The sequence below is a fragment of the Bacillus cereus group sp. BfR-BA-01349 genome (genome assembly GCF_022663795.1).
Taxonomy (GTDB): Bacteria; Bacillota; Bacilli; order Bacillales; family Bacillaceae_G; genus Bacillus_A; species Bacillus_A cereus.
This window is the reverse complement of sequence record NZ_JAKUGE010000066.1, coordinates 1-26,461: the sequence shown is the minus strand read 5'-3', so window position 1 is coordinate 26,461 and position 26,461 is coordinate 1. Positions and strand designations below refer to the sequence as shown.

Below are 26,461 nucleotides of genomic sequence, written 5' to 3'. Positions count from 1 at the left end.
ACTTCACGGCCTTTCCCCGATAGAATATCGGGAAAAGGCCGTGGCATAATACTCTTTTTATTACTGTCTACTTGACAGGGAGATGACCAATTCTTTATAAGAGGATTCGCTCTTTTTATATTTTAAAATTAAATTTTCTTCCACCAAGCGGATAAAGGATAGTCTGTAGATTTTAACGTAATAGATTCGCCAATTTGTGGCGTTGTAATTTTAACTCCTAAACGGTTAGCTTCTTTCGTAACACGTTCTATCGGCTCACTCCATTCGTGTAATGCTAACGTAAAAGCACCCCAATGAATCGGAAGAAGTAATTCTCCTTTAACATCAATATGAGCTTGTACCGTTTCTTCAGGCAACATATGAATAGCAGACCACCTCGGATCATATTGCCCGCATTCCATTAATGTAAGATCGAATGGACCGTATTTATCACCAATTTCCTTAAAGTGAGGGGCATAACCGCTATCACCACTAAAGAAAATTTTAGTCTCTTGACCAAGAATAAGCCATGAACACCATAATGAACGATCTCTATCTGTCATATCACGTCCAGAGAAATGCCTTGCAGGCGCACATACTAACTTAATATTATCAAACGTAATTTCGTCCCACCAATTATGCTCACTAATTTTACTAGGTGAAACACCCCATTTAATAAGATATTGTGCAACTCCAGTTGGAACATAAAAGTGTTTTGCGCGATTTTTTAACTGCATAATACTTTTGTAATTCAAATGATCATAGTGATTATGAGAAATGACAATCGCATCAATTTCTTGAAGGTCATCACGTTCTAAAGAAAAAGCACCACTATAGCGTTTACTATTAAACAAAGGAAATGGGGAAGAGGCATCTCCAAACATCGGGTCTAATAACAGTTTTTTACCTTCTATTTTCAAAAGAGAAGCAGAATGGCCAAACCATGTAACACTCTCTAACGCTTCATTATCTTTATTTGATAAAACAACAGGCAAATCCTTTATAGGACGCAGCTTTGATTTCATTTTAAAGTAATCCGTCATTAAACTTATAATATCTTTCGGTTTAAAACTCATATCAGTATGAATTTGATTTGTATATTTCTTATTCATTCGTTCTCCTTTTTATGATTAACAATATACGTATGTTGTTATTGTAGCTATTTGTAGTTTAAACGAAATCATTTTACCTTTCATCTTAAATGCAGTACATTTCATAAATTTGTTAAATTCATTATTCTTATATGCAAAATAAAAACCATGTAGCAGCAGATAAAATCAATATTAAGTAGATGTAAATTGTTTTAATTTAGTAAATTTCTTCTTATAAGCAACAAAGAACGTATGTTTCGTTATATGTTATAGAAGAAGATAAGTCTCAAATTATTAAAAGGAAGGAGAGGATGTAAGTGCAAATAGAGCGAAAAAAGAAATCAAAATGTAAACTATCAAAAGCTGAAATCATTCATATGTATGCAGAAGGGGAAAGTACTTCAGAAATCGCCATGCTTGCTAATGTGTCTGCAAGATATATTCGTATGGTTCTATCAGACAGCAACGTTCCAAGGCGCGCTATAGGGAGCTGGAAGAGAAAGTATGACATAACAGAAAATTATTTTAAAACGTGGTCAAATAATATGGCTTATATTTTAGGATTTATAGCAGCTGATGGTGCTATACCAAAAGAAAATCAATGCGTCAGTATATCACAAAAAGAAAGTTATATTTTAGAAGATATAAAAAAAGAATTAAACACCAACCAGCCACTTTATCAAAACAAAAAAACAGACGTATATATGCTAAACATTAATAGCAAAACAATAAAAGACGACCTTTTGTTAGCTTTGTTGGCGGATCATATAATTTTATGAATTCTTTTAAAGATATCCTTGAGAATAATAAATTCCAATTAAGTTTTGTTGACAAAGAAAAACAATATCGTATTTACCTAAGTGGTAAAAATAATGTTAATAAATTTTCACAATAGTTTAGTCAATTTCAAAGCAACTTGTTTAATTATTAAATTTAAACAAGTTGCTTTTTATTATGTTTTATTAATTATTATTTATACTAATCCAGCATCAACGAACTATTCACTAATAAATAAAGAAAAGGGAAGTATACCAAACTAAGCTAACTTATAATAAGTTTATTATTTTTTACTAGTAGACATAATATATATTATAGGCAGTTATAGAAACAACGGGTATCAAAACCCAAGTAAACTATACTTAATGAGACGAAACAGAGATTTTTAGTGAGATTCACATGAAATCTTATATAAACAAATTTCTTCAGTTTTTATCGTTTTTATTTGTTATAAATTCAATCACAGCAAATCTTAATCAATAATCGCTTAAGAATTATCGAATCAAAAACATTTTTGATCGACAAGAAATTTTTTATACAGAAAAATTATTGCTATACAAAATATAAATTATTATATTCATTTTATGTTTTACTTTATGAATTTGTTGCTATTTACACACGTTTTATAACTTTAGATTATTTGTTGCTATTTATGCTTGACTTTCATTACACTCATTGTTTTTTTTCTAGTTAACATAACACTTATTTTTAAAATAAAAAAATCCTCCTCACCTTCAGGAAGATTTTTTATTTGCTATTATTTTATTTATATCTTCTAGTAACAATCCCAATTGTAAATGACATTGGAAAAATCTAGATTTAACAGCTCTTCCTTACGTATAAAGAAATTAGCAACCCCAGAATCGCCCCACATAATATTTAATGAATCGTCTGTATCAATTTGCAGCAATAATATGTCATGTTGCTGGTATTTTTCTTCCCATTCTCTCGGATCTGTCTGTGTGAAAAATGGATAACCACCAATTTTATGCCCTTGATCTTTACATAAATCATCATACAGTTCGCCTAATTCTGTATTATTTTCTTCATCAACAATTTCTTCCCAATCAATTTTATCACTAAAAATCATTTCAAATCGATAATCTCTTGGTGTTACTGGCTGATATGCCAACTCAAACTTTAGTTTTGCTGCTTCGGGTATGATAAAATTCTCTAAATCTAAAGTGTTTAAATAACTAAAATCAGTAATCACCTTAGTTAAATCCGCTGTGATTGTAGAATGATAAACAATTCGAAAGTCTTTTTGGCTTGTGGGATGATCAAAATCTGCTCCAAAAAGATCTTCTTCAGCACTTATGAAAAACTGTAACATTCCATATTGAGGCATATGTTCAATGTTAGGTATTTCTTCAAGGTTTAACTGCGCAAGTAGCATCATAGGTTGTCCGTTTGAGTCTTTAGGATGCTCTTGATCTATAGGTAAATACGGATATCCACCAAATTTACTTTCAAAAAGCGTTGTCTCTGCTTGCGTTCCAGACACTTTAATATACGGTTTCACACTTTTTTCTAAAATACTACGATACTGTTCTAGTTCTTTCGGAATTTGAAGTTGATACGTATTCTTCATCACATTTGCCTCCCTTTAGTAATGAATTGAAAATGCCTAACTTAATTATATAGTAAGCGATAGCTTAATTGAAAATCGTTAAAAATCCATTTTCACCCTCATTTTTTGCGCGCTTGGCGGACAAAGTAAATTATGCTCTAAAACCTTTTTATTAATAGTTCGAATTAAATCCGCTGCTTCTGCCGTATTTGTATTTTCTTTTAGTCTTTCTTTTAAATCGTCAATTTCTTTTGAAAGCTCAATCCACCTAGGCAAAACATGATTATTTGCTAAAGTTCTATAAAGTTGTTTTTCAGGATTGTAAGAAAGATCTTTATCGAGATTAAGAGGTTTACCTTTACCAGGTAAATTATCAAAAGCTCCTTTCTGTTCTGCTTGTTTAACGATAGAACTAATATGATCCTCGTACGTATACGACCACACTTTCTCATCTTTTACTAAAATCTCTTGCTTTTTTAGTTTTTTATCTAGTTCTTCTTGATTCATAGCTTCTCTCTCCTTTTTATTTTTTAGTGTCGTTTTTGTAAAATTCAATGCCCTTAATCCTTCGAATAGCTTTTCTCGCCACCACACGCTATCATGACCGCCTTGAAACTCTTCATAAGTAATTTGGTATTCCTTTTCTTTTAAAGCTTTATACAGACGTCTATTAGCCGTTAAAAGAGGTTTGTTTTCAAGTTCTCCTACTGCTATGTAAGAATAGAGATGAGTCGCATTAGAATCTATTGATTAAATTTGATTTTCAATCCAAGGAATTGCATTTTCATAATCATCTTTTTTCTAATGTACGGATCCAGACATTGACAACACATTTCCGAAAACATGTGGATTTTGAAGTGTTGCATAAAAAGCTGCTAAGCCACCAAGACTGAAACCAGCAATTGTTGTATGTTTTGCTTCTTGATGCACACGATACTTCGCCTGAATCCACGGAAGTAATTCCTCCTTGAAAAATGCATTCATTTTATCATTATAAGGTAGCTCTTCTAATCGATCGACAGGATCTATAGCAACAGCAATACAAGATGGGATTTCATTTTTGTAAATTAAATAATTAAGTGTTTTTGCGATTGGAAGGTTATGAATGAATGAATTCTCATCAAATACAATGAGAAGTTCTTGAAGATGTGAAGTGTGAGAATAATCATGAGGCGTATAAATATGAATTTTACGTGTGTTATTTAAAATCGAACTATAAAAAGAATATGTTTCAATCTTTCCGGATGGATAATCATTTGAAGGAAAACGACTGCTATACTGCACGTCCATACCTATTTTTAACACAAACTAAAAATTGTATTAAGATGTTAGGTATCTAGTTAAGTTATTTATTAGAAAGTTTATTAATTGCTTGAATAGAAAGTTCCAACGCTTTTATTCTTCTTGTTAAAAGTGTTCTTTGCGGACTACCAGCTTTAGATTTATCATAGGCTCTCTCAATTGATGGAAGCAAGCCAGTAAGGACGTTACGAGTATACATATGATTTTCTTGCTTCCAAACGTTTTTTAGCACTGCTAATCCTAAGCAAACAGCTTTAAGTCTTTTTTTCACTAATGTAGTATTTGCACCTTTTTGAGTCATCTGAGATAGTGCATTTTCAAGTTTACGGATTGTTGACTGTAAAGATGGAGGTTTTAATTTATGGGTGACACTGCCTGATTCGATAGATCCCTTTACCTTATTACAAAAAGCAAATGAAGTAGATGTCTCTTTTTTACCAGGAACGGCTTGTCTATTAAATTACGAAACAAATGATAACCAATTAAGAATTAGCTATTCAATGTTAAACGAGAAAGATATGGAAATTGGATTAGAAAAATTACACGATACAATACGAAACAGTATTTGTTAGAAGTAATATCACAATAGCTAACAATAAATAATACCCGCAAATGAAAATGTATAGTATGGGATATTATTTATTGTTGAGCTTTTTCGTTATTCTGAACAACCGGTTTTAAAACTTGCCTTTCTTTTAATTCTTCAACACTACCATATTGATCAATAACAATTGCTTTCATTTCCTCTCCTCCTTGCTGTTTATTTTAATAACATACAATTATTTCTCAAAATTTTTTTCCTTGAATTAACATATAATTATTTTTGGGGGTAATTATGCAAGAAGCATTATAAAGTGAAACTTTAATCAACCCTCGCCAATTGGGCTTTTTCGGGCAGTTGGTCCCCTCCCAACCTCTTTACTTTCCCTGAATTTTGAGACGGGACTCTTACTGACCAGCAAATAGCGGGATGAATTCCAATACGAATCTTACACACATCTTAGAATCATCCAAAACTGTTTTATTAATTAAATTCAAAAGAAATGGGGCTAACTATATGAGTGAAAAGATATTTAAAATAAACGAAATTGATATATGTACAGAAAGCTTTGGAAACCCTAAGAACCCTGCTATTTTATTAATTATGGGTGCTACATGTTCCATGGTTTATTGGGATGAAGAGTTTTGTGAGCTGTTGGCTAGTACGGGGAAGTTTGTTATTCGCTTTGATAACCGTGATGTTGGACGCTCTGTTACCTATGAACCTAGAACTTCCAATTATACAGTAACAGATATGGCTGAAGATGCAATTGGAGTACTAGATGCTTATCATATTGATAAAGCTCACCTATTTGGTATGTCATTAGGTGGTATGATTGCTCAAATTGCCGCTGTAAAACATCCCGAAAGAATTTTGACGCTAACTTTACTAGCGACTAGTGTAATAGGATCTGATGACAATACTCGCGATTTACCTCCAATGGATGAAAGGATTTTAACACATCATGTAAATGGCACAAGTATAGATTGGACAAATAAAAATGATGTGGCAGAGTATTTAGTTTCAGGATCTCGTCTATTATGTGGATCAGAACGAATATTTGATGAAAATAGAGTTTATAAACAAGTAAAACAAGAAATAGAACGCGCAAACAATTTATTAAGTATGTTTAATCACGCTTTACTTCAAGGTGATGATGCATATGAGGGTGTACTTCACTCCATACAAGCACCTACATTGGTTATTCACGGAACAGACGATACAGCACTCCCATTTGAACATGGCCTCGCACTAATTGATGAAATTCCAAACTCAGTGCTATTAACTCTTAAAGGGGCAGGCCATGAAAACCATCCAGATGACTGGGAAAGCATAATTAATGCTGTTTCTAAACATACATCTAAAATTTAGATAAATAACTAATGGAAGGGGCACAAATTGTATTGTGCCCCCTTCTATTTACAAACAAAACCCCATCACTGTATTCGTATGTATAGTGATGGGGACTTCTTATATTTTTCTATGTTTAAAAAAATGGACAATCTAATTGATCAACAGATTCCCATAATTTTTTTTTTGCATTTTCGGTGGATGTATTTGTGTCTAGTGTCATGTTTTTAAAAGGGTTTACCTCGACTTTTAATAAGGATGAAGGCTCCACATATAATGAGAAAACATGGCTGCTTGGTAAAGCTTTAGAAACGTCAATATCTCCTACTTGTTTAAATAGTTGCTGCGCAGCAAAGAAGAAGAAGAAATTAGTTGGATTTGATTGTTTATTCAGCCACGCAAGCATTTCAGGTGATACCGATTTATGAATATTGATTTTTACTCGATCACCACGTTTATATCGCCTAGATCGCATACTTCCACCAACTAACTTATCGTTAAGTTTGTAAATCCTAACTCTTTTTGCTTATGCTCTCTATATTTTGGCGAACAAGTATAGACTAATAATCCTCGTGCATTTGTAAATAACGGATTATCTACAAAGATTACATTTTTGAGTCGTCCTTTTTGCTTTAAAATCATTTTTAAACTGTTTTTAATAATTACTGCACCCCCGCCATAAATAAACACGTATGGATCGTCTTTCATATCATCAATTTTATTTATAATATCTGTTGCAACACGTGCTGCTAAACCTAATAGTGCTGGCTGTGATTCCTCAACTAATAATGTATTTCTCGGATGCTTATCATTTAAATAAATTTGATTGAATTCTGTAATACTATCAATCGTTTTAGTTGGATACTTCCGGTTCCATCTCGTAATGATTTGTAGTAACGTCTCTTTTACACCATAAGATAAACCTTTACTTAGTTGCGGACGGAAATTCACCCCTAATGAAACGACTTCTTCTGTCGTCCCTGCGCCAATATCAAAAGAGAGTAGCGTTTTATCTACAAAATCAATTTCAGAAACTTGATTTTGCTCACATTCTATTTTATGTTTCACAACATTTCCTTCTTCATCGTATACAATGCCCCACGTCCCAGAAGCACCCTCAGGCAGGCATTTACAATACTCAATTGAAACATTAATTGTCACATCGCGTCCGTTCGGATAATGGAAAATAACCTTATGATTTCCCATATAACGTTTTGCATTTTCAGCAGCTATTTCTTGTGTAATAAGTTGCATAGGAAGAGCGACAGATAAATCATAACGAATATTAATATGGCTAGAAGTTGGACTTTGACGCATAGCGCTTACCGCCAAACCTGATAGTATTGTAATAACCATTAACTCATCCGTTGACTTATTTGATTTCTTCTCTACCTCAGTACCTTTTAATTGATCTTGAATGACTTTTTCTCCAACGATGTATCGTACATTATTTAGCATTAACGATGGCGAACTTATAGTCACATCAATGTGGTTTTCTAATTCAGATAATGAAACATCTACCTCATCTAAGAGTCCTGTAGGCTCACCTATATATAAAGAATAAATACTCGGAATAAAAATAGGGTCTTGCCCTTTCACCATTAACTTCAAACCGTTGTTTCCTGCATCTGCACCAGCTTTTAAAAGTATAGACATAACTACCCCCTAAATTAATCTGACATCCCTTCCAAATATATGCGAGCCCATTCTTTTACATTCAAATGTATTGTAATTTTTTATTTATCATAGAACTAAAATATTACATACTTACATATTTCATGTAAAAAGTATTTGACATGATACTTTTCCAATTTTATACTTATATTTGTAAAGAGTTTTTTACAATCGAGGGGGCAATTATTTATTGAATACTAAAAAAACTATTTTTATAATCATTGTTTTAGCATTAATTGCAATACTAGTACATGGCACATATAAATACATAACTGAAGGTTCTATTTTGGGCGGTACGATTTTTGCTATTTCGTTAATACTTAGTAATTTAATTAATTACATTACTTGGGGAGATCCCCACGGTGTATCAGAAGAAAGTCAAGATGAAATGGGACAACAAATTACATATAAAAGCTTTAAAATTGCATATTTTGTGCTTGTAGTTGTAATGTTCCTTATATTAATCTTCTCTGAAGGATTTTCTATGGGGGCTAATTTAGATGGAGTAAAAAACCTCCCTCTGTTCATCGCAATTTGCTCTTCATTCTTTATTTATCCTATTGTCGAACTCGTAGTTGCAAAACAATATAAATAAAAAGATGAGGTTTTCTACATGTAGAAAACCCCATCTTTTTATATTTACATACCCTCTACAATTGCTTTTAATTTGTTCACAGTCCGCCAATTCCTAACTGTAGCTGGTGTATGTAACTTCTGAAACTGGTTCATTAATTTAGAATTTCGAATGCTATTTTTGAAAAACAAATAAACGACCTTCTCATCCATATAGCAATCTTCAAGTTCACTTTTAAATATAAGCAATTGACTACTCTCTTCTTCAGAAAGTACATTAGCTAAAAAAGCAATATGAACACTTTCTCCTTCTAACAATGAATGAACTTCATACGGACATTGCTTAATAATATTTATAAATTCATCATGTGTTCTTAGCATGACTGGAACATCGAAATCAAATTCATTTTTTATTTCCATTTGTATTCGGTCTTTTAGAAAGTTTATATCTTCCTCTTTGTATATACGTTTTCACTTGTTTTAACCCTATTGATTCAAACACTCGTTTTAACTCAGCCATTTTGATTACTTTATGTCCACCGACATTGATTCCTCTTAGTAATGCAATATAAAGTGTCATACTATTCCCCCCACAATAAAATGAACTTATCAATTGAATCGATTTTCCCACTCATATTTCTCGGATATTTGTTTTAATTCTTCTAACATATCATGAATAGATAATACCTCAAATAAAATAATATACTCACTTGAAAAATGGTGATGATAATGATTTGGTTTATAATCTTTTAAATCATTTTTATAACTCCAAGTTGAGATATTAAAAAATTCACAAACTAACACTGTAAGAAAAACTGCAATCCCAGTTTTAATCACTCTTCCCCCAACGATATTCCATTTTCTATCTTGATTCATTTTTTATATCCTTCATTTCTATTTCATTTTATATACATATATTATATATTGTTAAAATAAAAAAACCTACTACATGAATATTCAAGAGTAAGTTTTCTATCTCATTATTTCATTATAGACAAATGCATTATTATTTGTTGGCCTATTGGTCCCATTCTTCTAAAACCTTTATCTTGGAAGCCGACTTTTGCATATAAATCTTGTGCAGGAATATTTCTTTCATTCACAGCAAGTACAACTTCATTTTTTATTGGAAAATAACGTTTTACAAACTCGTCTAATAATAACAATGACTTTTTGGCGTATCCTTTTCTTTGTCTATTGTGATTTATAAAAAATGAGGTTAAAAGTAAAGCGTTTTTATTGTCTGTAAATTCCTGTACTCTATCGCCTGTTTGCAATGAGAAAAGACCCACCGGTACCCCATTGTAATCTAAAATAACAATCACATTTTTTGTACGATCACTTTTTGCTTTCTCCAGTAATGCGCTTGGATCTGATGTAAACTGAACTTGTTCACTTGGTAAAGTAAATGTTTGTATAACTTCTTTATATTTCTCCTTATACGGAACTAATTGAATTTCCCCTGTGTGTATGTTCATGCTAAACTCTCCCATTTTTTAGCTTATTAACCTATACCTTGCTGTGCTTTTGAATGCACTCTTCCATCTAAAAAGGTAATTTCAACAAATGAATTTGGATTGTTTCCTTTCCAAGCAAAAATTTGTTTAATTTGTGTAGAATGTTCTACCCCTTCTTCTATAAGTAAATCTCCTTCAAAACCAATTAAATCTTTCACTTCTGTATAAGTCATCCCTTCATTTATACTCGAGAAATGATTTATATTGATAGACTCTTTCTGTTGCTTTTCCATCACAGTAGAAGAAGTTGCTGTTTGATTTTTCACTTCTTTTCTCTGTTCACACGCTGTCATACTGAAACCTAAGCATAAACTAAACAATATACATGCGCTTTTTTTCATCATAACAGTTGTCCCTCCCATCATAATTAAACCATATTTTCCCTTAAAAATAAACTGAATATTTAATATTATATTTAAAAACCTCGTACAATTAAGTACGAGGCTAATTTCATTTATTCAAATGATTATTTGATTGATCATTCTGTTCTTTTCTTAACTCTTGTTCTTCATCTTTTGGTAATTGTTTATCATTATCTTTAATTGGATTCGTTTCTCTATTTTCTATCATATCATTTGGAACTTGTGGCATTACTCGGCCCACAATAGCGGCTAATTCATCTAGTATACCTTCACCTGTTTTTCCTTTTTTAATTTGCTTTCCAATTTGTTTGAGGCGTTCATACGTATCAACATCTGCTACAACGACTGCATTAGCACCGTCAGGGTCATTTTTTAAACTTTCTGCAACAGAGTATTTAATTGATTCAACTCGAGTTCGATCAAGTTTTGCTTTTACATCAATACCTACAATAGCATATTTTCCAACAACGACCGCGGTTGCATCATTCACACCTGGCACACTTGCCGCTAAAGATGCTAAATGATCTGCTGCTTTTTCATTTGGCTTATTTGATTTATTCGTATAATTAACATTTTTCATTGAAACATTTTTTTGTTCCGTTTTTTCGTTTGGATTGTCTTTTTTTCCAATACTGCATCCAGTTATAACAAAGCAAAGCATCAATATATATATTAGAGTTTTCATTATTTTCACCACTTCACTATTAAGGTTTAATCATAAATTTTTTCAACAGCTTGCATTTTCTTTACCTTTTCCTCGGCCCCGCTATTAGCATTAATGAATATTTGGTACGTATCTTTTCCTAAAGTGCCTACAAATTCATAGCAAAGTACTTCATTATGCAAATCATTGACTACTAAAGCTTTACGTTCTTCCATGACTTTTACATCCGGATTGATTTTCTTTCTTGCTTCTGCTGCAGTTAGCTTTGCCGATGGAACTGTTCGCTTTTGATGTGATGCTAAATATTCTTTTGCGGAGAACCCAACAATAGAACCGTCATCTAAAGCAATTTTCATTTGGATTGCTTCTGGATAAATTCGTACTCCATTTTCATTTACTACATACGTAAATACACCAACATTATCATATTGAGAGCTATCATAAAGCTCCATATTATTAAACTTATAGTCCTTTAAAAATTTCAAACCTTTACTACCTGCATCGTTTAAACTAACTTTCTGTTCTTTAATTTCGCGGTTATTCATAACCCAAATTGGATATCCGCCTTTTCCGGTAATATCCATATAGAACTCATTGTTCGTTGCTTCATCTTTAATTTTCACACTATAGAAGGATTCTTTCGCACCTTTTCCGCTTTTCTCAACATCTACTTTTTCATTTCCTTTTAAATTCAAAAACGATTTGGCAATTTTCGCCGCTTCATCTTTAGAAATTGCCTTTCCTTCCGCTTCAAATCCGCCTTTTTTATTTTTTTGCGCACTTGTAAAGGTCGGTCCGAAGTTTGTAGAAGAATATGATGTTACGTTTTTCTCTACAGTTTTCAATCCATCAATAATTGTGTTATCTGCTGGATCGCGATTTGATGCAAGTGCCATTTCTACATCCATCCAGCGTAAATTATTTTTCAAAACAAGATGTTGTACTTTTCTTAGTTCATCTTGTATATTTCCTGCATTTGAATATAAAGTTTGCAACGTTTTATATTCTTGCTCATTTAACGGTTCTTTTTCTAAATCACGAATGGCTGCACGGTAACTAAAATCACCGATATTCGCTAAAAATTCTTCCGTTTTATTAAATGGCATTAATGTTAAAGGAAGTTGTCCTACATCTGAGCGAGCTTCAGATGTTAAACGCCATACATCTGCTAATGCAGGTGATAAAGATGATCGTGAATTCATCGCAAGTGTTGTGCCAATTTTATCGTGTAATAAATCGACTTCGTATGCTAAATCATGGAATGCACGTTGATAGCTATTTTCCGCTCGAATTAAAACCGCATTTTTCTCTTGGTGCTCTTTATAGCCCCAATATCCTGTTCCTACTACACCGACTGTTAATAATACAATAATAATACCTCGTAACATTGTCCCACCTCCGCTCTATTTACAGAAAATATGTTTACCGATTTTTTTAATTTGTGGACGAGTCCAAATCCATTTACTAGTCGCAGTATCTGGATTGAAATAATATAAAGCATTTCCTGTTGGATCCCATCCGTTAATCGCATCTAAAACTGCTTTTTTTGCTGTTTCATTTGGCGTTAAATATATTTGTCCATCGGCTACCGCTGTAAATGCTCTAGGCTCAAAGATTACACCTGAAACAGTATTTGGGAATGATGCACTTGTAACACGGTTCAAAATGACAGCAGCTACTGCAACTTGTCCTAAATATGGTTCACCGCGTGATTCTCCGTATACTGCGTTTGCCATAAGCTGAATATCATTTTGAGAATAACCGTTCGGAACATTTGTCCCTTTATTTTGAGGTGGTTTATTCTCTTGTGCAGTGCCACCACTATTTCCTTTATTCGTTGTCGTCCCTTTATTAGCAGTTGACTTGTCATACTTTGTTGCTTTCACGAGCATTTGCTTCGTTTTAGCTCCAGCTAAACCATCAACGGGTAATCCGAATTTCTCTTGAAAATTCCGAAGTGCCCAATATGTACCCCATCCGAAAACACCATCCACTTTTCCCGTATAAAATCCGTTATATTTCAAACGAGATTGCAGTTCAATGACATCTTCGCCAGATGCCCCTCTTTGAATGACTTGATTAGAAAAAGCTTCTACATTCTTTAGTTGTATACTACTGACCATTAAAGACAGTCCTATGAACGCAAGTAAAACTGCTATTTTAAAAATAGCCTTTTGGCGCATAATTTTCCCTCCTTAATTACGGAAATGATTTCTTGGTTATGTTTTGTAAAAGCCTCGCTTTTATGTAAAGAAGACAAAAAAATCCAAACTCATATCGTTGAAAAAATATGTAAACAATATACAAAAAAGATAAAAGGAGTTCATCATGAAGAAATTGTTAAAGCGTGTCGCACTTGTCATTCTGTTCCTAACAACATGTTCAAATATATATACAGGCTCATCAATTGTTCATGCGCAGCCGCCGTATGCCAAATGGGGTAAGCTTGCCGTAGAAAAGACGAAAGAACAATACCCAAAAGCAGAAATTATTGACTATCTTCATATAGGTAGAAAACCAAAAACAGTTCAAATAACTGTTGAAAAATTTAAATTGTGGTTACGTGAAGATGGAAAAGAATACGGTGTTTTTGTTGATGTAGAATTTGAAACGAAGACGGAGAAATTTATAAAGTTGTCGTTTCAGAAGACGAGTAGATAAAGTGAAACCTTAATCGGTGGGGGTTTTGTTCATCTCCCACTAATCATCAGCCCTCACCAATCGGACTTTTACGGGCAGCCCGACAAATAGCTGGATAAAGTGAAACCCCCACTGTTAAAAACAGACACAGTGGGGTTCTTGCATTTCTAAAATTCTTTTCTAAAGTTTCGATTCCCTAAAAATCTTACCAATATACAAATAGCACCGATTACAACTGCTATCCCTATACTGTATAAAAGTACTTTACCATACCCACCTATTCTTGGATCTAAAAACGGATATGGATACCAATTCACGATTGGGCCACGTATTAAGCTATATACAACGTAAAAACACGGGAATAAGAGCCAACTTGCAGATTGTTTCCAAGTGATTTTCTTAATAGGTGGATTTAAAATCCAATCTAAAAGCATTGCAATCGGCATGAAATAATGTAGCACAGTATTTACCCATGGTATTGCCGTTTGAAGTGACTCTTCTAACCCTCTTAGTAACAAAAAATAAACGAGTCCTGTCGTAAGTATGTATACCGTTGCCGCACCACGAAGTATACTAAACTGTTCTGAGCGACCAAATGTAGCTGTTCCGATACTGCTTAAAAGGAGAATACATGCAACTAAAATGTTACTTTCGATAGTAAAGAAACTAAAAAAGTTAACGGGATTGAACGGTTTCACTTGTGCCCTGATTATGAATTGCGTAATAATGGCGCTACATACTAGAAGACTTAAACAGAATCTAAATAAAGATAAAATTTTTTCATCCTTCATACATTCCCTCCTTTTCTTATATATAATTAGAAATTCCCTGTACATGCTCAATAAATAGTTTTAATGGAACGAGCCCACGTTTTGGCATATGACTACTTATAATAGCTACTACTTCTAACTGAGGAATGATAACGATGTATTGTCCGCCGTATCCCATAGCGAAATATATACAATACGGTATGTGAAATCTTTCGGTATGTAATACCCACCAGTGATATCCATATGCGCCGACATGTTCATATGTTTCAAAATGCGCCCTACTTGACTCTTCTAACCATTTCGCTGATACAATTTCTTTTTCATTCCAATATCCATTTTGCAAACATAATTTTCCTAATTTTAATAAATCGGTAGATTTCATTTTCATACCGAAGCCGCCGACATATATACCCTGCGGATCTTGTTGCCACTCGTATTCGTTAATTTCTAATGGATTAAATAAATATTTCTTTGCAAACCGCTCTGTCGACATTCCAGTAGCTTCTTGAATAATATAGCTCAGTAAATGAGAAGAACCTGAATTATAATTCATTTTTGTAGCAGGTTCTTCAATTATTGGCTTTTCTAATATGTACTGTACCCAGTTCTCTGATTCTACAAAGTCATTTGGGAATACTACTCCATTCCCAAACTCTTTCCAGTCCTCACCAGTAGTCATTGTTAATAAGTGATATAGTGTTAAATTATGTTTTCCCCTAGGTACATTTTCAATCCACTCTGTGATCGGTGTATGTATATCATTTATATAGCCCTTATCAACTGCAATACCAATTAATAAAGATACGATACTTTTTGTAATCGAATTTATTTTATATAAGTTATTTGCACATTCGGGTGTTTTATAATACTCAGTTGTTAATTGTCCTTTTTGATAAACAAGAAATGTATTCACTTTTTTCTTTTCGAATTTATTTTCTAGTTGCTTGAAATCCAAAACTTTACCTCCATTTAAATAGTTAATCCATTTATTATATCTTGTTCCTTCATTTTAAACATAATTGTGCTCAAATAAAAATAAACCTGTCAGCCATAATGAACTGACAGGTTTATTTTTATAATTTCGTACGAACATTCCAAAGCTCTGGGAAGAATTGTTGATCAAGTACTCGCTTTAAATAAGAAACACCGGAGGATCCACCTGTACCCATTTTATGTCCAATAATTCTTTCTACTGTTTTCATATGACGGAAACGCCATTGTTGTAGCCAGTCTTCAATATCAATCAATTTTTCAGCAAGCTGATATAAGTTCCAATATTTTTTCACATCCGCATACACTTCTAACCATGCTGCTTCTACTGTTGCATCTTCTTCATAAGGCTGCGTAATATCACGGTTTAACACATCTTTATGAATAAGGAATCCTTCTTTTACTAATGCTTGAATCGCGACATCATATAGACTTGGTGCATGTAGCGCTTTATGAAGTCGTGCATGTAATTCTGGATCCTTTTCATAAATTTTTAATGCATGTGGCGTTTTATAGCCAAGTGCATACTCAATCATACGATATTGATACGATTGAAAACCTGAAGCTTGACCGAGTGAATCACGAAACTCAATATATTCTGATGGTGTTAATGTCGCAAGAATATCCCAAGATTGAATAATTTGAGACTGAATTTTTGATACACGTGCTAACATTTTAAAAGCTGGTTGTAATTTATCTTGTTTAATAGATTCAATCGCCGCATTTAGCTCATGTAAATTGAGCTTCATCCAAAGCTCACTTGCTTGGTGAATAACGATAAATAACATTTCATCATGATGGTCTGATAATCTTTTTTGAGAAGATAGTAAACTATCTAATTGTAAATATTCCCCATACGTCATATTCTCTTTAAAATCCGTATGAATCCCTTTTTCCATAATTACTTTTTCATTTTCTTTCATATTAGCCAAACGCCCCTTTTATATGATTCTACTTATATTGGTCTAATAACGGCTCGAACTGGACTTCCATCTGCATCAGTTAATGCAAGTGGTAATGCAATCAATTCATAATCACCGTCTGCTACATGATCTAGTACGACATTTTCTAAAATATGAATTCCATGTTTAAATAATTGATGATGCGCTGCTAATTCTTTATCATCTAGCGGATCAACTGATGGTACATCTACTCCGATTAAACGAATACCTTTCTCCGAAAGAAAAGGTGCTATGTCTGCACGTAAATGAGGGATCACATCTGGAAATTCTTCAGCTTTTCCATGTGAAGATGTACGTAATAATAATCGTTCTACACCTTCTAAATGAAAGCTTTCTAATTCCTTTTCCCCGATGCTTTCAAGATTAGAAACGTCAATAATCCGTGCTGGGCCAACATAAACTTGAACATCTAAATCCAATACTTTCTTTCCATCATTATCAAAATGAAATGGTGCATCAATATGAGTGCCTGTATGAATACTCATCGTTAACTTTCCAACATTTACCGAGCCACTTTCTTCTTTTGACCATGAAACTTCATATGAGAACGGTGTGTCTCCTGGCCACGTTGCAATATCATTATTTAGCGGTTGTGAAATATCAATCCACTCTGATGTTTTCATGCTTATGCCACAACCTCTCGCTTATTTTCAAACTGTTTATACTCTTCTTCTTTCATAATTTTCTTTAATATTTGTACAGATTTCCACACTTCTTCATATGTGTTATATAAAGCGACCGGCGCCAGTCTTACTCCATTAGGTGCTCGGAAATCAGGGATAACTCCATTTGCTTTTAGCGCTTTACAAATACGTGCTGCTTCTGCATGTTCTAAATATATGTGCCCGCCACGTTTTTCATCCTCTAATGGATTTCCAATTGTAAATCCGAAATCTTTTAATTCGTGATCAATTAAATTCAGCATATATCTTGTAATATGTAAAGATTTTTCGCGTAAACGTTCAATACCAGCATCTTTAAACATTTCAAGAGAACCAATTAAAGGTGCTGTACTTAATACGTGCGGTGTACCAATTTGATAAGCACCTGCATGATCGGCAGCTGTTAATGTATGCTCCATATCAAACTGCTTATCTTTTCTAGAACTAAACCATCCAGACAACCCTGGCAGTCTATTAAAATGTTTACTATTTACATAAATTCCTGCAACGCCACCCGGTCCTGCATTTAAATATTTATAATTGCACCAAACAGCAAAATCGACATCCCAATCTTTGAAATGATGCGGAATAGATCCTATTGAATGGCATAAATCAAATCCAATATGAATACCGCGTTTATGAGCTTCCGTTGTTAAACGTTTCATATCAAGAATTTGACCACTTCTATATAAAACAGAAGGTAATAAAATTAAAGCGATATCATCTTCCATCGCATGGATAATATCTTCTTCAGAAAGTGTTCTACCATCTCTGCTTTTCACTCTTACTAAATGTTCATCTGGATCTAATCCTTTTAAACGAATTTGACTTTGAAGTGCATATATATCTGACGGGAATGTTAATTCATCCGCAAGAATTTTTGTGCGTATTCCTTTCGGCTCATAAAATGTGGCAATCACTTGGTGTATATTTGTCGTCGTGGAACCGGTTACAATAGTTTCTTCTGGTAAAGCTCCAATAAGAGGTGCAGTCAACTCACCTAATTTCTCCGAGAGGAAAAACCACGGATGCTCACCCTCTGTCCAGCCGTCAATGCCATACTCTTTCCATGAATCTAGCAAAGTAAGTAACGATTTCTCTGCTCTTTTTGAAAGTAGTCCTAATGAGTTTCCATCTAAATATATCGTTCCTTCTTTTTTATAGAATTCAGTTTGAAAATCTTTCAGTTCATCATGTTTATCACATTCAAGCGCATATTCATAATTCGGTTGAAATGGTTCTTTATACATGGTGTCACCTTCTCTTAATTTTCTTTTTATTCTAACTAATTGAAATATATCACCTCAATTGATACGACGTCAATGATATTATGTCAGTTGACTTTATATATGAATTTCTTTTACAATACAGTTATATTTTCAGATATTTCAGTATAAAGAGGTGATTCTTTGAAAAACAGTACCCTTTCATCAAGAAAACACCGCTCCTTAGAAACCAAGAAGAAACTATTACACTCTGGTTACACTATTTTTATACGTAACGGATTTCAAAAAACGACAATTACACAAATTATTAAACATGCAGAAACCGGATATGGTACAGCATATGTATACTTTAAAAACAAAGATAATCTCCTTATCGTTTTAATGGAAGATGTTATGAATCAATTTTATGATATTACCAAGCGCTCCTTTTTGCCTCAAACGAAGGAAGAAGCACATAAAATGATTCAAAATCAAGTTAGAGCATTTCTACAACTAGCAAAGAAAGAACGAGCTATTTTACAAGTTGTAGAAGAAGCAATCGGATTATCAAAAGAGATACGTCAAAACTGGGACGAGATACGGGAACGCTTCATAAACAATATTACGCAGGATATTACATACTCTCAAGAAAGTGGATTAGCACAGCCTGAATTAAATAAAGAAATTGTAGCACGTGCTTGGTTCGCAATGAATGAGATGTTTCTTTGGACGATTGTGAAAAATGATAAAAAATTAGAGTTAGAAGAGATAATACATACATTGACGGAAATGTATACGACGGGGTTATATAAATAGCACACCTGTAATAAATACGGTGTGCTATTTTACATTTATAAAAATATTTTATCTGGGTATGGCAATGCTAAAAGGGGCTTTTCAGATAAAGGGAAATATTTTAGTTTTAACGATTCGTCATCTATCGATCTTAACTCGCCACTAGTAACTTCACACTCAAACACAACAACAATATATTCTACTTCATCACCATTCGGATATATATGGCGGTACTTTTCTCCTCCAAATACTCCTTTTTGTTTTTTTACTTGTACTTCCAATCCTGTTTCTTCCCAAACTTCCCGAATTACTGCTTCTTCTGGAGTTTCCCCAAGTTCAATTGCTCCAGCTGGCAAACTCCAGTATTCCCCGCCAGGATATTGAAACAAAATATCTCCCTGCCCATTTTTTATAACAGCAGCTACACTTGGCATGAATATTAGTTCATGTCCTAATTGCTCACGGATTTTTTTATAATATAGCGACATAGACATAAAATTCTCCCCCACTTCATTAGTAAATACCTTTATTTCCTGACATCTATTGTATAATAATACCAATAACAATTCCTATATAGAAAGGACAAGAAAATGTCTCAAGAACAACTAGTAAATAGTTTTCTATCATTTTTAGGTGCTACAAAACAGCATACTAGCTTAAAGTTTTTAAATGAACTTATTAAAGCTCATCAAGAAAAAGTAAAGTGGGAAACTCTTACTAAAATAATTGACTGGGAAAAAGGTAATAAAACAGGTCATTTTTTTCCTTCCATTGAGACATACATATACCGTATTTTCCAAGGTAAGAAAAGAGAACATAACCTTACCTCTTCTGAACTTACTTATTGGATAACAAAGAGATTTTGTATTGATAAAGAAATATAAAAAAGAGCTTTTAAGATTTCCAATGAAAAATCTTAAAATAATAAAAACGTTACTCAATCCTTTGAGTAACGTTTTCCCCTTAATATTTCTTTAATATTAATTTTCTTTATTATAAGCAGTTTCTACACATTCTGCTAGACGCTCCATTTGTTCCATAGTTATACCTCGTGATATCCAGCCTGTTAACTTATACATAATTTTATAATAAAAATTACTAGGTTCATATTCTGAAATTACTGTTAGTGCTGTACCTTCCTCATCTTCTTCTAACATATAAGTCATTGCTGAATATCCTTGCTTCATTTCACTACCAAGTGAAATAATATGCGGTGCATCGTATTCAAGGATTTCTACTTCAGCCTCGAATATTTTCTTACCGACTTTTTGAACAGTAATATATTTATCTCCTACACGTGGATTCTCTTTATCCATATTTGAAGGATAGCGATTTTCTATTATAAACGTATTCCATTCTTTTATTTTTTCATCTTCTATTATGTAGTCACATACAACATCCAATGGTGCTTTTATTACTATTTCAATTGCAAAACTCATTATACTGCCCCTCTCAAATACCCTATCCATTTCTATTTTAACTAAATCATTATGCCATATTTTATATAGTGAAATACAAGTAGAATTTCAACTTTTTATTGTGAGGGGGATTCAATAAATAATCATTTTTTATTAATTTAAAAACTTATTCATATAAAATATTTTATTAAAGATACAACAATTAAAAACAAAGCCACGAGTAGTAAAGCAATTCCTATACTTCTATTTTCTTTTCCGTTATTTTTTAAATTTTGCACGCCTAAGCTAACTAACATAAACCCTAAAAGCGTTTGTAAAATTAGCATACTCAGTTCCGAAGTATCATTCCAACTATAAATGGAATACCCCATTATAATAATTGCAAGTAAAACAGTTACGATCCTATTCATACGCAAACCCTCCCTTTTTAAAAAGAAACCGCTAAGTTTTCTTAGCGGTTTTATTAACAATTTATATTTAGTAAATGTGCTTTTCATGAATTTGATATAAGTCAAAAGAATTTCCTGTCCAATATAACTACGCATGTTAGCCCACTTTTTCTTTATTCAGTCTACTTACAATTCCAACAATAAATTTATATTCAACCCTTCTCTTCTTATCTTTCTTAAAACCCTCTTTCGTATCAAAAATAAAACAAGTTTTCCGAAACCAAATACGTACGTATAATGACTCAAAATAAATAGGTTTTATAATACCTCGTTCTTCAAATTCAGTCCCATCTTTATTTTCAGTTTCCGTTCGAACAAACCACCTATTCCCGATTCCAATTTCAATGTACTTCACACACTAACCTCCATTAGGAAATTTCCCTTCTAACAATTCTATTATTTCCCCGGTAAGCGCACATTCCGACAGAACATGAGCCCACAAAGAAAAAGTAGATTACAAAAATCTACTTTATAACTTATATTTTTGCATTCGCTTATAAAATGTACTACGGGGTACATTTAATAGTTTTGCAGCTAACGAAACATTTCCATTTGTCTTTTGTAATGCTTCAATCATGCTATCACGCTGTATTTTTTCGCGAAAATGTAATGTATGTTCTGTTTTATTTTCAACTTGTAACTCAAGTTGTTGTTGATTTCCCCTCATTGTTTGTAACAAAAAAACTACTTGTTTTTCGCATATTTCCCGTCCTTGCGACAAAATGTAAATGCGTTCTAATACATTTACTAGTTCCCGAATATTTCCGGGCCATGTATGTTGTAAAAATTGATTGTATATACTCTTTGGAAATACAACATTCCAATTCTTCCGTTCGCAAAAGTGTTGTATAAAATATGAGATATCCTCTTTTCTTTCTATTAACGATGGAACATATAACGGATAAACGTGCAAACGATAATATAAATCTTGACGGAATTTCCCTTCTTCTACTAACCGTAGTAAATCTTTATGTGTGGCAGTAATAATACGAATATTTACTGGTACCGATTTTGAACTCCCAATTGGAGTTATTGTGCGTTCTTGTAAAACACGCAATAATGCTACTTGCATCTCTGGTGGTACTTCACCAATTTCATCTAAAAATAATGTTCCTCCGTTTACTTGTTCAAATTTCCCTTTATATCCTTGACGTCGCGCACCTGTAAATGCACCTTCAGCATAACCGAACCATTCACTTTCCATTAATTCTTTAGGCAAAGAACCGCAGTTAACAGCTATAAAGGGCCCGTCTTTTCTTGGACTATTTTCATGAATCGCTCTCGCAACATATTCCTTTCCTACTCCTGTCTCACCACATACATACACACTAGCATCAGTCGGTGAAACAAGCTTAATTTCTTCTAGTGTGTGTTGAAATGCTCTGCTTGTCCCGGTAACTCCTGAAAAAGTAATCCCTTTTATAAATGTGAGAGCAGAATATGTATTCATTTGTTTATTTTCCTTTAAATACATACATTTCCCAATCATTCTTTCATTACTATATACTGGTATCTCTAATTTAGTTTCCAATCCATGGTGCATTAACTCTTCAAGTTTCATTCTTGACCAATTATTTATTCGTTCACGAACGCTCTTACTCGCAGAAACGATAACATCACGATGATTACAAATAACTACTTGTTCATCACTATCAATGACATCTAAAAAACGATGGATTAAGTGTAATTCATTTTGATGAACTCTTATGCTACATTCACGTTCTATTGCATGTGCCATTGAAGTTACCATACCGAGCATATATGGATGCGAAAATTCAATTGGACATGAGAAATTTAGAACACCAATTAATTTCCCGTCATCGTTATGAATGGGAGCGGCCGCACAACTCCAGCTATGAGATACCACGGAGTAATGTTCAGTACCACTTATCATAATAGCTTCTTCAATTTCTAGCGCTGTTCCAATTGCATTTGTGCCAACAGCTGCTTCCGTCCATTTTACACCTTCAATAAAATTAATATGTTTCGCTCGCTTTAACGTTTGTTTATTTCCACTTAACGATAGAACATAACCATCTGGATCGATTAATAATGCCATCATTTGTAGTTCATCAATGGTTTTTCTCATATTTTGTATTTGAGGTAATGCTATATCAAGGAAAATTTCACTCTTTTTCTTTTGTTCTTGAAAAAAAACAGAAGACAAAATTCTCTGACCTTTACTCATATGAGGATTCACATTTGCTTGTTTACATCGGTACCATGATTCTGAAATTCTTTCGTTTATACGGTTCGAATCAAGGACTCCTTCATCAATAAACTTTTTCCATGTATGTAAGTAAAACGGTGAAGCTAACATTGTATCATCTCCCTTTTAATTGTTTTGGAGATTTATAAAACATACTTTTATTATAAAACTGAATAAAAGCGTTTTCAATAAAACTAGCAAGACGACACAAATATGTTAATAATTTGAATATCCTAATGCATTTCTTTATTCTTTTTTAGTAGCACTATATTTTGTATAATGGACGCAAAGAAAATACATAACCAAAACCACTTTTGTGGATTACCATTTATAAAGAAAACAATCACGGCTATCGCAAATAAAATAGTGGATGCTAAACTAAAATATAATTTTGTTCTAATTTCTATTATCCCTCTGTTACTTTACCGTACATACTAACTCTTCATTTTTCATCTCTACTATGTACTCCTGTAAAACATATTCTTTCCCGCCATGGTTTTCATACCATTCATGTATTCTTTTAATATGCCTCTCGTCACTTCTAATTTTCGATTCTATTTCTTTATACTGTTCATAACTATCATATTCCCATATGGCAAATACTTCATACGTACCATTCTTATTATCTTTCATCCAGCGTCCTATTAGCCTAGAACCATGCTTTAACTGATTAGGTAAGTTTGTGTGATTGAAATGATCATTAAATACTTCTATGAATTCATTTTTCACTACATAGTACTTCCTTCTGTAAAACATACTTCTTCACCTCTTTCATGAAAAGTATTAGTAAATCTTCCCATCACTACCGTATTATAATACTTTCCATCCGATAGTCTTTTGTCATTTTTCAAAATGCCTTCTACTTCAAAACCTAATTTTTTATAAAGATGAATAGCTTTCTCGTTTGTCTCTAATACTTGTAAAGATATTTTATTTACTGCATTTTCGTCAGCCCATTTAATAGATTGTTGTAATAGGCTCTTCCCCATTCTATATCCCCAAAACTCTTTTAAAATGCAAACACCAAACTCCACTTTATGAGATAATCTCTTAAAATTTGATCCTTCACACCTTGAAAATCCAACGATTCGATTGTGCACTTCTGCAACTAAAAAGAGATTCTTCGTTTCTTCACTATCTGTTTTTATTATTTTTTGAAACCCTAGGTCATCTATAAATCCCTCTCCAGCATCTCTATCCATATTTTCAGTTTCTCCATCAATCTGAACTCTAATTTTTGATAACTGCTCAGCATCTTTCTCAGCTGCAGAACGAATTGTATAAGTTAATCCATTTATATGAAACTCTTGCTCTTTTACAATCATGTCAAACTCCTTTCAAATCAATATAATGGCGCTATTACAACTTGTTTACCTTGTTTCTCAAAGTCCTGAACAGTTTCTTTACTCGCCTGTTCGTCAGTTATAATAATGTCAATTTCTTTTAAAGACTCTCCTCTTATAAAACAATCTATTCCAAGTTTATTATGCGGAGCTAAACAAATATTTCTTCTAGCAATTTCACTTACTCTTTTACTAAAATAAGCAACTTCAGGTGTTGCAGTACTAATACCTTGTAATGAAATGCCTCCACCTGTAGAGAAATAAAGATCAATAGAAAATCTACTTATCAATTCAGAGGCAAGTGTATCAGTAATATTCCCTGAAGGTTTTACTTTTCCGCCAATTAAATACGTATCAATATTCTTATATTCTCGTAGATAACCAGCTATTTCTATAGAATTCGTAATAACCGTAAATGATACTTCCGGTAAATATTTCAGCATCGCATTATGAGTGGAAGCCCCGCCAATAAAAATTGAATCACCTTCTTGTATATAAGATACCGCAACTCTTGCAATTGTGTCCTCATATATTGAGCTATCACTATAACGTTTAGCTGGTTCCGCGGCTAAATTTCTCACTCGCGTAAGTTCAATTGCACCTCCGTGCGTTCTTTTTAATAAACCATCCTTTTCCATAATAGACAAATCTCTTCTTATAGAATCAATAGACATATCAAATCTTTCCGCAAGATCCTTTGCGATTACTCTTCCATCTGTATTAAGTAGTTCTAAAATTTTCTCTCGACGCTCTTCAGTAAACATGTTATCACCACCGTTATTGAAGATTCAGAAACTTAAACTTTATTTTAATTATATGCATGCCTCTTCTGTTTTACAATATTTTCAATTCTTATTTATTCCGTTTTATACAGTCTTCTCCCTCTTTCTATCCTGTTAACTTGACAACCAAATAAATGTATATCTGTATATTACGCAAAAATACTTCCATTCACCTTCCTATTGATGTAAAATTATTCCTATATTTTACTTTTTAACACAGAAAGGGATTACTATGAAATCATTAATCAAAACGACATGTACAGCATTATTATTTACTGGAATATTGACAGGATGTAATAGCAATACTACATCAAAACAAGAAAAGAGCGCTCTCGAAAAGAATGCAATGCACTATGGAGAAATAGTTAAAAACGAATACTATAGAGCGACAGTTGAAAATGCAAAGTTTGAAAAAATAGACAAAGAGCGGCGCCTTACTACTCGTGTTATGATTAATAATGTTCGGGACGATGGACAAACTATTGATCTTTCGGAAATAAAATATTTCATACAAGATGAAAAAACTGGTCAGAAATATGAAGGTGAAGCTCATCCGATAGATGACGAGCACTATAAAAATGTTCCACACGAATTCTCTTTAACTACTGACGTTGTGTTTGAACTGAAAACTTCACCAAAAGATTTAAATAATATGTATTTATACATAGATAGCAAAGCTGCGCCGTTAACAGATACATATTGGAAGCTTGATAATTTAGTATCTAAATAGAAAGACCAGTCTTACATTGAACTGAACCCAAAAAATTAGACAAATATATTAAGCAGCTACTAAGGATTGAACTCTGTATTGCACAGGGGACAATCCTTTTAGTTTT

Annotated in this window: 29 protein-coding genes and 6 pseudogenes; 8 read left to right on the top strand and 27 right to left on the bottom strand. The window is 33.0% G+C overall.

Going from position 1 to position 26,461, the window contains the following annotated elements; genetic code table 11:
- Window positions 1-128: 128 nt before the first annotated feature.
- Window positions 129-1,091, bottom strand: a complete 963-nt coding sequence (locus MR169_RS25325; RefSeq protein ID WP_242320236.1) for an MBL fold metallo-hydrolase — start codon at window positions 1,089-1,091, stop codon at window positions 129-131.
- Between the two features lie 296 nt (window positions 1,092-1,387).
- Between MR169_RS25325 and MR169_RS25320 the strand changes: the two are divergent.
- Window positions 1,388-1,965, top strand: a pseudogene (locus MR169_RS25320) (LAGLIDADG family homing endonuclease).
- A gap of 657 nt (window positions 1,966-2,622) precedes the next feature.
- Here the strand turns inward: MR169_RS25320 and MR169_RS25315 are convergent.
- The 4 genes and pseudogenes from MR169_RS25315 to MR169_RS25300 all read right to left on the bottom strand — a co-directional run bounded on the left by MR169_RS25315 (window position 2,623) and on the right by MR169_RS25300 (window position 5,104).
- Complete coding sequence (locus MR169_RS25315; protein ID WP_242320235.1) at window positions 2,623-3,438, bottom strand: YwqG family protein; 816 nt, start codon at window positions 3,436-3,438, stop codon at window positions 2,623-2,625.
- 78 nt (window positions 3,439-3,516) lie between these two features.
- On the bottom strand, window positions 3,517-3,924 hold the full coding sequence (locus MR169_RS25310; RefSeq protein WP_016118025.1) for a DnaJ family domain-containing protein: 408 nt from the start codon (window positions 3,922-3,924) through the stop codon (window positions 3,517-3,519).
- A 126-nt stretch (window positions 3,925-4,050) separates the two neighbouring features.
- A pseudogene (locus MR169_RS25305) lies at window positions 4,051-4,722 on the bottom strand (alpha/beta hydrolase); the annotation flags it as partial.
- Window positions 4,723-4,762: 40 nt separating this feature from the next.
- The gene (locus MR169_RS25300; RefSeq protein WP_242320237.1) at window positions 4,763-5,104 is read right to left on the bottom strand and encodes a hypothetical protein; all 342 of its coding nucleotides are present in this window, start codon (window positions 5,102-5,104) and stop codon (window positions 4,763-4,765) included.
- Here MR169_RS25300 and MR169_RS25295 point away from each other — a divergent pair.
- Window positions 5,064-5,291, top strand: a pseudogene (locus tag MR169_RS25295) (PLP-dependent aminotransferase family protein); the annotation flags it as partial. The gene MR169_RS25300 and the pseudogene MR169_RS25295 overlap by 41 nt on opposite strands.
- 485 nt (window positions 5,292-5,776) lie before the next feature.
- Window positions 5,777-6,631 carry a BCA family alpha/beta fold macrolide esterase gene (gene mleBCA / locus MR169_RS25290; protein ID WP_044797657.1) on the top strand — a complete coding sequence of 285 codons (855 nt, stop codon included), beginning with the start codon at window positions 5,777-5,779 and terminating at the stop codon, window positions 6,629-6,631.
- 115 nt (window positions 6,632-6,746) lie between these two features.
- Here mleBCA and MR169_RS25285 read toward each other — a convergent pair whose 3' ends face one another.
- Both MR169_RS25285 and MR169_RS25280 read right to left on the bottom strand, forming a co-directional pair.
- On the bottom strand, window positions 6,747-7,085 hold the full coding sequence (locus MR169_RS25285) for a hypothetical protein (protein ID WP_242320234.1): 339 nt from the start codon (window positions 7,083-7,085) through the stop codon (window positions 6,747-6,749).
- Between the two features lie 11 nt (window positions 7,086-7,096).
- Window positions 7,097-8,266, bottom strand: coding sequence for a ParM/StbA family protein (locus MR169_RS25280; RefSeq protein WP_000025622.1), 1,170 nt, complete (start codon window positions 8,264-8,266; stop codon window positions 7,097-7,099).
- Between the two features lie 208 nt (window positions 8,267-8,474).
- Between MR169_RS25280 and MR169_RS25275 the strand changes: the two genes are divergently transcribed.
- Window positions 8,475-8,879, top strand: coding sequence for a hypothetical protein (locus tag MR169_RS25275; RefSeq protein WP_001093144.1), 405 nt, complete (start codon window positions 8,475-8,477; stop codon window positions 8,877-8,879).
- Between the two features lie 44 nt (window positions 8,880-8,923).
- Here the strand turns inward: MR169_RS25275 and MR169_RS25270 are convergent.
- The 7 genes and pseudogenes from MR169_RS25270 to sleB all read right to left on the bottom strand — a co-directional run bounded on the left by MR169_RS25270 (window position 8,924) and on the right by sleB (window position 13,583).
- Window positions 8,924-9,437: pseudogene (locus MR169_RS25270) on the bottom strand (DUF1697 domain-containing protein).
- Between the two features lie 224 nt (window positions 9,438-9,661).
- A pseudogene (locus MR169_RS25265) lies at window positions 9,662-9,733 on the bottom strand (hypothetical protein); the annotation flags it as partial.
- A gap of 104 nt (window positions 9,734-9,837) precedes the next feature.
- Complete coding sequence (locus MR169_RS25260) at window positions 9,838-10,350, bottom strand: GNAT family N-acetyltransferase (protein ID WP_242320233.1); 513 nt, start codon at window positions 10,348-10,350, stop codon at window positions 9,838-9,840.
- An 11-nt stretch (window positions 10,351-10,361) separates the two neighbouring features.
- The gene (locus MR169_RS25255) at window positions 10,362-10,718 is read right to left on the bottom strand and encodes a hypothetical protein (protein ID WP_000976442.1); all 357 of its coding nucleotides are present in this window, start codon (window positions 10,716-10,718) and stop codon (window positions 10,362-10,364) included.
- Window positions 10,719-10,824: 106 nt separating this feature from the next.
- Complete coding sequence (locus MR169_RS25250) at window positions 10,825-11,421, bottom strand: YhcN/YlaJ family sporulation lipoprotein (protein ID WP_000854059.1); 597 nt, start codon at window positions 11,419-11,421, stop codon at window positions 10,825-10,827.
- Between the two features lie 26 nt (window positions 11,422-11,447).
- Window positions 11,448-12,788, bottom strand: coding sequence for a germination protein YpeB (ypeB, locus tag MR169_RS25245; RefSeq protein WP_242320232.1), 1,341 nt, complete (start codon window positions 12,786-12,788; stop codon window positions 11,448-11,450).
- A gap of 15 nt (window positions 12,789-12,803) precedes the next feature.
- Window positions 12,804-13,583 (bottom strand): spore cortex-lytic enzyme, encoded by a 780-nt coding sequence (gene sleB / locus MR169_RS25240; RefSeq protein WP_001249053.1) that lies wholly within the window; start codon window positions 13,581-13,583, stop codon window positions 12,804-12,806.
- A 145-nt stretch (window positions 13,584-13,728) separates the two neighbouring features.
- Between sleB and MR169_RS25235 the strand changes: the two genes are divergently transcribed.
- On the top strand, window positions 13,729-14,061 hold the full coding sequence (locus MR169_RS25235) for a DUF3889 domain-containing protein (RefSeq protein WP_000734901.1): 333 nt from the start codon (window positions 13,729-13,731) through the stop codon (window positions 14,059-14,061).
- Window positions 14,062-14,207: 146 nt separating this feature from the next.
- Here MR169_RS25235 and MR169_RS25230 read toward each other — a convergent pair whose 3' ends face one another.
- The 5 genes from MR169_RS25230 to kynU form a co-directional block, all read right to left on the bottom strand.
- Entirely contained in the window at window positions 14,208-14,831 is a 624-nt protein-coding gene (locus MR169_RS25230) for a Pr6Pr family membrane protein (protein ID WP_242320231.1), read from the bottom strand.
- Between the two features lie 16 nt (window positions 14,832-14,847).
- Window positions 14,848-15,765 carry a serine hydrolase domain-containing protein gene (locus tag MR169_RS25225; protein WP_000346264.1) on the bottom strand — a complete coding sequence of 306 codons (918 nt, stop codon included), beginning with the start codon at window positions 15,763-15,765 and terminating at the stop codon, window positions 14,848-14,850.
- Between the two features lie 118 nt (window positions 15,766-15,883).
- Complete coding sequence (gene kynA / locus MR169_RS25220) at window positions 15,884-16,723, bottom strand: tryptophan 2,3-dioxygenase (RefSeq protein WP_242320230.1); 840 nt, start codon at window positions 16,721-16,723, stop codon at window positions 15,884-15,886.
- 32 nt (window positions 16,724-16,755) lie between these two features.
- Window positions 16,756-17,385 carry an arylformamidase gene (gene kynB, locus MR169_RS25215; protein ID WP_000858060.1) on the bottom strand — a complete coding sequence of 210 codons (630 nt, stop codon included), beginning with the start codon at window positions 17,383-17,385 and terminating at the stop codon, window positions 16,756-16,758.
- Between the two features lie 2 nt (window positions 17,386-17,387).
- Complete coding sequence (gene kynU, locus MR169_RS25210) at window positions 17,388-18,674, bottom strand: kynureninase (protein ID WP_000276259.1); 1,287 nt, start codon at window positions 18,672-18,674, stop codon at window positions 17,388-17,390.
- A 159-nt stretch (window positions 18,675-18,833) separates the two neighbouring features.
- Here kynU and MR169_RS25205 point away from each other — a divergent pair, with 159 nt between their 5' ends.
- Window positions 18,834-19,445 (top strand): TetR/AcrR family transcriptional regulator, encoded by a 612-nt coding sequence (locus MR169_RS25205; protein WP_000798556.1) that lies wholly within the window; start codon window positions 18,834-18,836, stop codon window positions 19,443-19,445.
- Between the two features lie 35 nt (window positions 19,446-19,480).
- On the opposite strand, the gene MR169_RS25200 is transcribed toward MR169_RS25205, so the two are convergent.
- A complete protein-coding gene (locus tag MR169_RS25200) occupies window positions 19,481-19,918 on the bottom strand; it encodes an NUDIX domain-containing protein (RefSeq protein ID WP_000062930.1) in 438 nt (145 codons plus the stop codon).
- Between the two features lie 96 nt (window positions 19,919-20,014).
- Between MR169_RS25200 and MR169_RS25195 the strand changes: the two are divergent.
- Window positions 20,015-20,305: pseudogene (locus tag MR169_RS25195) on the top strand (hypothetical protein); the annotation flags it as partial.
- Window positions 20,306-20,404: 99 nt separating this feature from the next.
- Here MR169_RS25195 and MR169_RS25190 read toward each other — a convergent pair.
- From MR169_RS25190 to MR169_RS25160, 7 genes are all read right to left on the bottom strand, one after another.
- Complete coding sequence (locus MR169_RS25190; protein WP_000006409.1) at window positions 20,405-20,863, bottom strand: SRPBCC family protein; 459 nt, start codon at window positions 20,861-20,863, stop codon at window positions 20,405-20,407.
- A 149-nt stretch (window positions 20,864-21,012) separates the two neighbouring features.
- A complete protein-coding gene (locus MR169_RS25185) occupies window positions 21,013-21,252 on the bottom strand; it encodes a DUF3953 domain-containing protein (protein ID WP_001080075.1) in 240 nt (79 codons plus the stop codon).
- A 136-nt stretch (window positions 21,253-21,388) separates the two neighbouring features.
- The gene (locus MR169_RS25180; RefSeq protein WP_000873842.1) at window positions 21,389-21,646 is read right to left on the bottom strand and encodes a DUF3977 family protein; all 258 of its coding nucleotides are present in this window, start codon (window positions 21,644-21,646) and stop codon (window positions 21,389-21,391) included.
- Between the two features lie 114 nt (window positions 21,647-21,760).
- A complete protein-coding gene (locus MR169_RS25175; protein ID WP_242320229.1) occupies window positions 21,761-23,611 on the bottom strand; it encodes a sigma-54-dependent Fis family transcriptional regulator in 1,851 nt (616 codons plus the stop codon).
- 306 nt (window positions 23,612-23,917) lie between these two features.
- Entirely contained in the window at window positions 23,918-24,256 is a 339-nt protein-coding gene (locus MR169_RS25170) for an NIPSNAP family protein (RefSeq protein ID WP_000499985.1), read from the bottom strand.
- Window positions 24,229-24,825 (bottom strand): GNAT family N-acetyltransferase, encoded by a 597-nt coding sequence (locus MR169_RS25165; RefSeq protein WP_000635675.1) that lies wholly within the window; start codon window positions 24,823-24,825, stop codon window positions 24,229-24,231. Before MR169_RS25165 ends, MR169_RS25170 begins: the two co-directional genes overlap by 28 nt.
- Before the next feature lie 17 nt (window positions 24,826-24,842).
- Window positions 24,843-25,607, bottom strand: coding sequence for a DeoR/GlpR family DNA-binding transcription regulator (locus MR169_RS25160; RefSeq protein ID WP_000493640.1), 765 nt, complete (start codon window positions 25,605-25,607; stop codon window positions 24,843-24,845).
- Window positions 25,608-25,857: 250 nt separating this feature from the next.
- Between MR169_RS25160 and MR169_RS25155 the strand changes: the two genes are divergently transcribed.
- Complete coding sequence (locus MR169_RS25155) at window positions 25,858-26,355, top strand: hypothetical protein (RefSeq protein WP_000838469.1); 498 nt, start codon at window positions 25,858-25,860, stop codon at window positions 26,353-26,355.
- Window positions 26,356-26,461: the final 106 nt, after the last annotated feature.

Bases quoted from the DNA above. Each gene is read 5' to 3' on its own strand.
- MR169_RS25325 (WP_242320236.1), bottom strand. From the start codon at position 1,091: ATGAATAAGAAATATACAAATCAAATTCATACTGATATGAGTTTTAAA.
- MR169_RS25315 (WP_242320235.1), bottom strand. From the start codon at position 3,438: ATGAAGAATACGTATCAACTTCAAATTCCGAAAGAACTAGAACAGTAT.
- MR169_RS25310 (WP_016118025.1), bottom strand. From the start codon at position 3,924: ATGAATCAAGAAGAACTAGATAAAAAACTAAAAAAGCAAGAGATTTTA.
- mleBCA (WP_044797657.1), top strand. From the start codon at position 5,777: ATGAGTGAAAAGATATTTAAAATAAACGAAATTGATATATGTACAGAA.
- MR169_RS25285 (WP_242320234.1), bottom strand. From the start codon at position 7,085: ATGCGATCTAGGCGATATAAACGTGGTGATCGAGTAAAAATCAATATT.
- MR169_RS25280 (WP_000025622.1), bottom strand. From the start codon at position 8,266: ATGTCTATACTTTTAAAAGCTGGTGCAGATGCAGGAAACAACGGTTTG.
- MR169_RS25260 (WP_242320233.1), bottom strand. From the start codon at position 10,350: ATGGGAGAGTTTAGCATGAACATACACACAGGGGAAATTCAATTAGTT.
- MR169_RS25255 (WP_000976442.1), bottom strand. From the start codon at position 10,718: ATGATGAAAAAAAGCGCATGTATATTGTTTAGTTTATGCTTAGGTTTC.
- MR169_RS25250 (WP_000854059.1), bottom strand. From the start codon at position 11,421: ATGAAAACTCTAATATATATATTGATGCTTTGCTTTGTTATAACTGGA.
- ypeB (WP_242320232.1), bottom strand. From the start codon at position 12,788: ATGTTACGAGGTATTATTATTGTATTATTAACAGTCGGTGTAGTAGGA.
- sleB (WP_001249053.1), bottom strand. From the start codon at position 13,583: ATGCGCCAAAAGGCTATTTTTAAAATAGCAGTTTTACTTGCGTTCATA.
- MR169_RS25235 (WP_000734901.1), top strand. From the start codon at position 13,729: ATGAAGAAATTGTTAAAGCGTGTCGCACTTGTCATTCTGTTCCTAACA.
- MR169_RS25230 (WP_242320231.1), bottom strand. From the start codon at position 14,831: ATGAAGGATGAAAAAATTTTATCTTTATTTAGATTCTGTTTAAGTCTT.
- kynA (WP_242320230.1), bottom strand. From the start codon at position 16,723: ATGAAAGAAAATGAAAAAGTAATTATGGAAAAAGGGATTCATACGGAT.
- kynB (WP_000858060.1), bottom strand. From the start codon at position 17,385: ATGAAAACATCAGAGTGGATTGATATTTCACAACCGCTAAATAATGAT.
- kynU (WP_000276259.1), bottom strand. From the start codon at position 18,674: ATGTATAAAGAACCATTTCAACCGAATTATGAATATGCGCTTGAATGT.
- MR169_RS25200 (WP_000062930.1), bottom strand. From the start codon at position 19,918: ATGTCTATGTCGCTATATTATAAAAAAATCCGTGAGCAATTAGGACAT.
- MR169_RS25190 (WP_000006409.1), bottom strand. From the start codon at position 20,863: ATGAGTTTTGCAATTGAAATAGTAATAAAAGCACCATTGGATGTTGTA.
- MR169_RS25185 (WP_001080075.1), bottom strand. From the start codon at position 21,252: ATGAATAGGATCGTAACTGTTTTACTTGCAATTATTATAATGGGGTAT.
- MR169_RS25175 (WP_242320229.1), bottom strand. From the start codon at position 23,611: ATGTTAGCTTCACCGTTTTACTTACATACATGGAAAAAGTTTATTGAT.
- MR169_RS25170 (WP_000499985.1), bottom strand. From the start codon at position 24,256: ATGTTTTACAGAAGGAAGTACTATGTAGTGAAAAATGAATTCATAGAA.
- MR169_RS25165 (WP_000635675.1), bottom strand. From the start codon at position 24,825: ATGATTGTAAAAGAGCAAGAGTTTCATATAAATGGATTAACTTATACA.
- MR169_RS25160 (WP_000493640.1), bottom strand. From the start codon at position 25,607: ATGTTTACTGAAGAGCGTCGAGAGAAAATTTTAGAACTACTTAATACA.
- MR169_RS25155 (WP_000838469.1), top strand. From the start codon at position 25,858: ATGAAATCATTAATCAAAACGACATGTACAGCATTATTATTTACTGGA.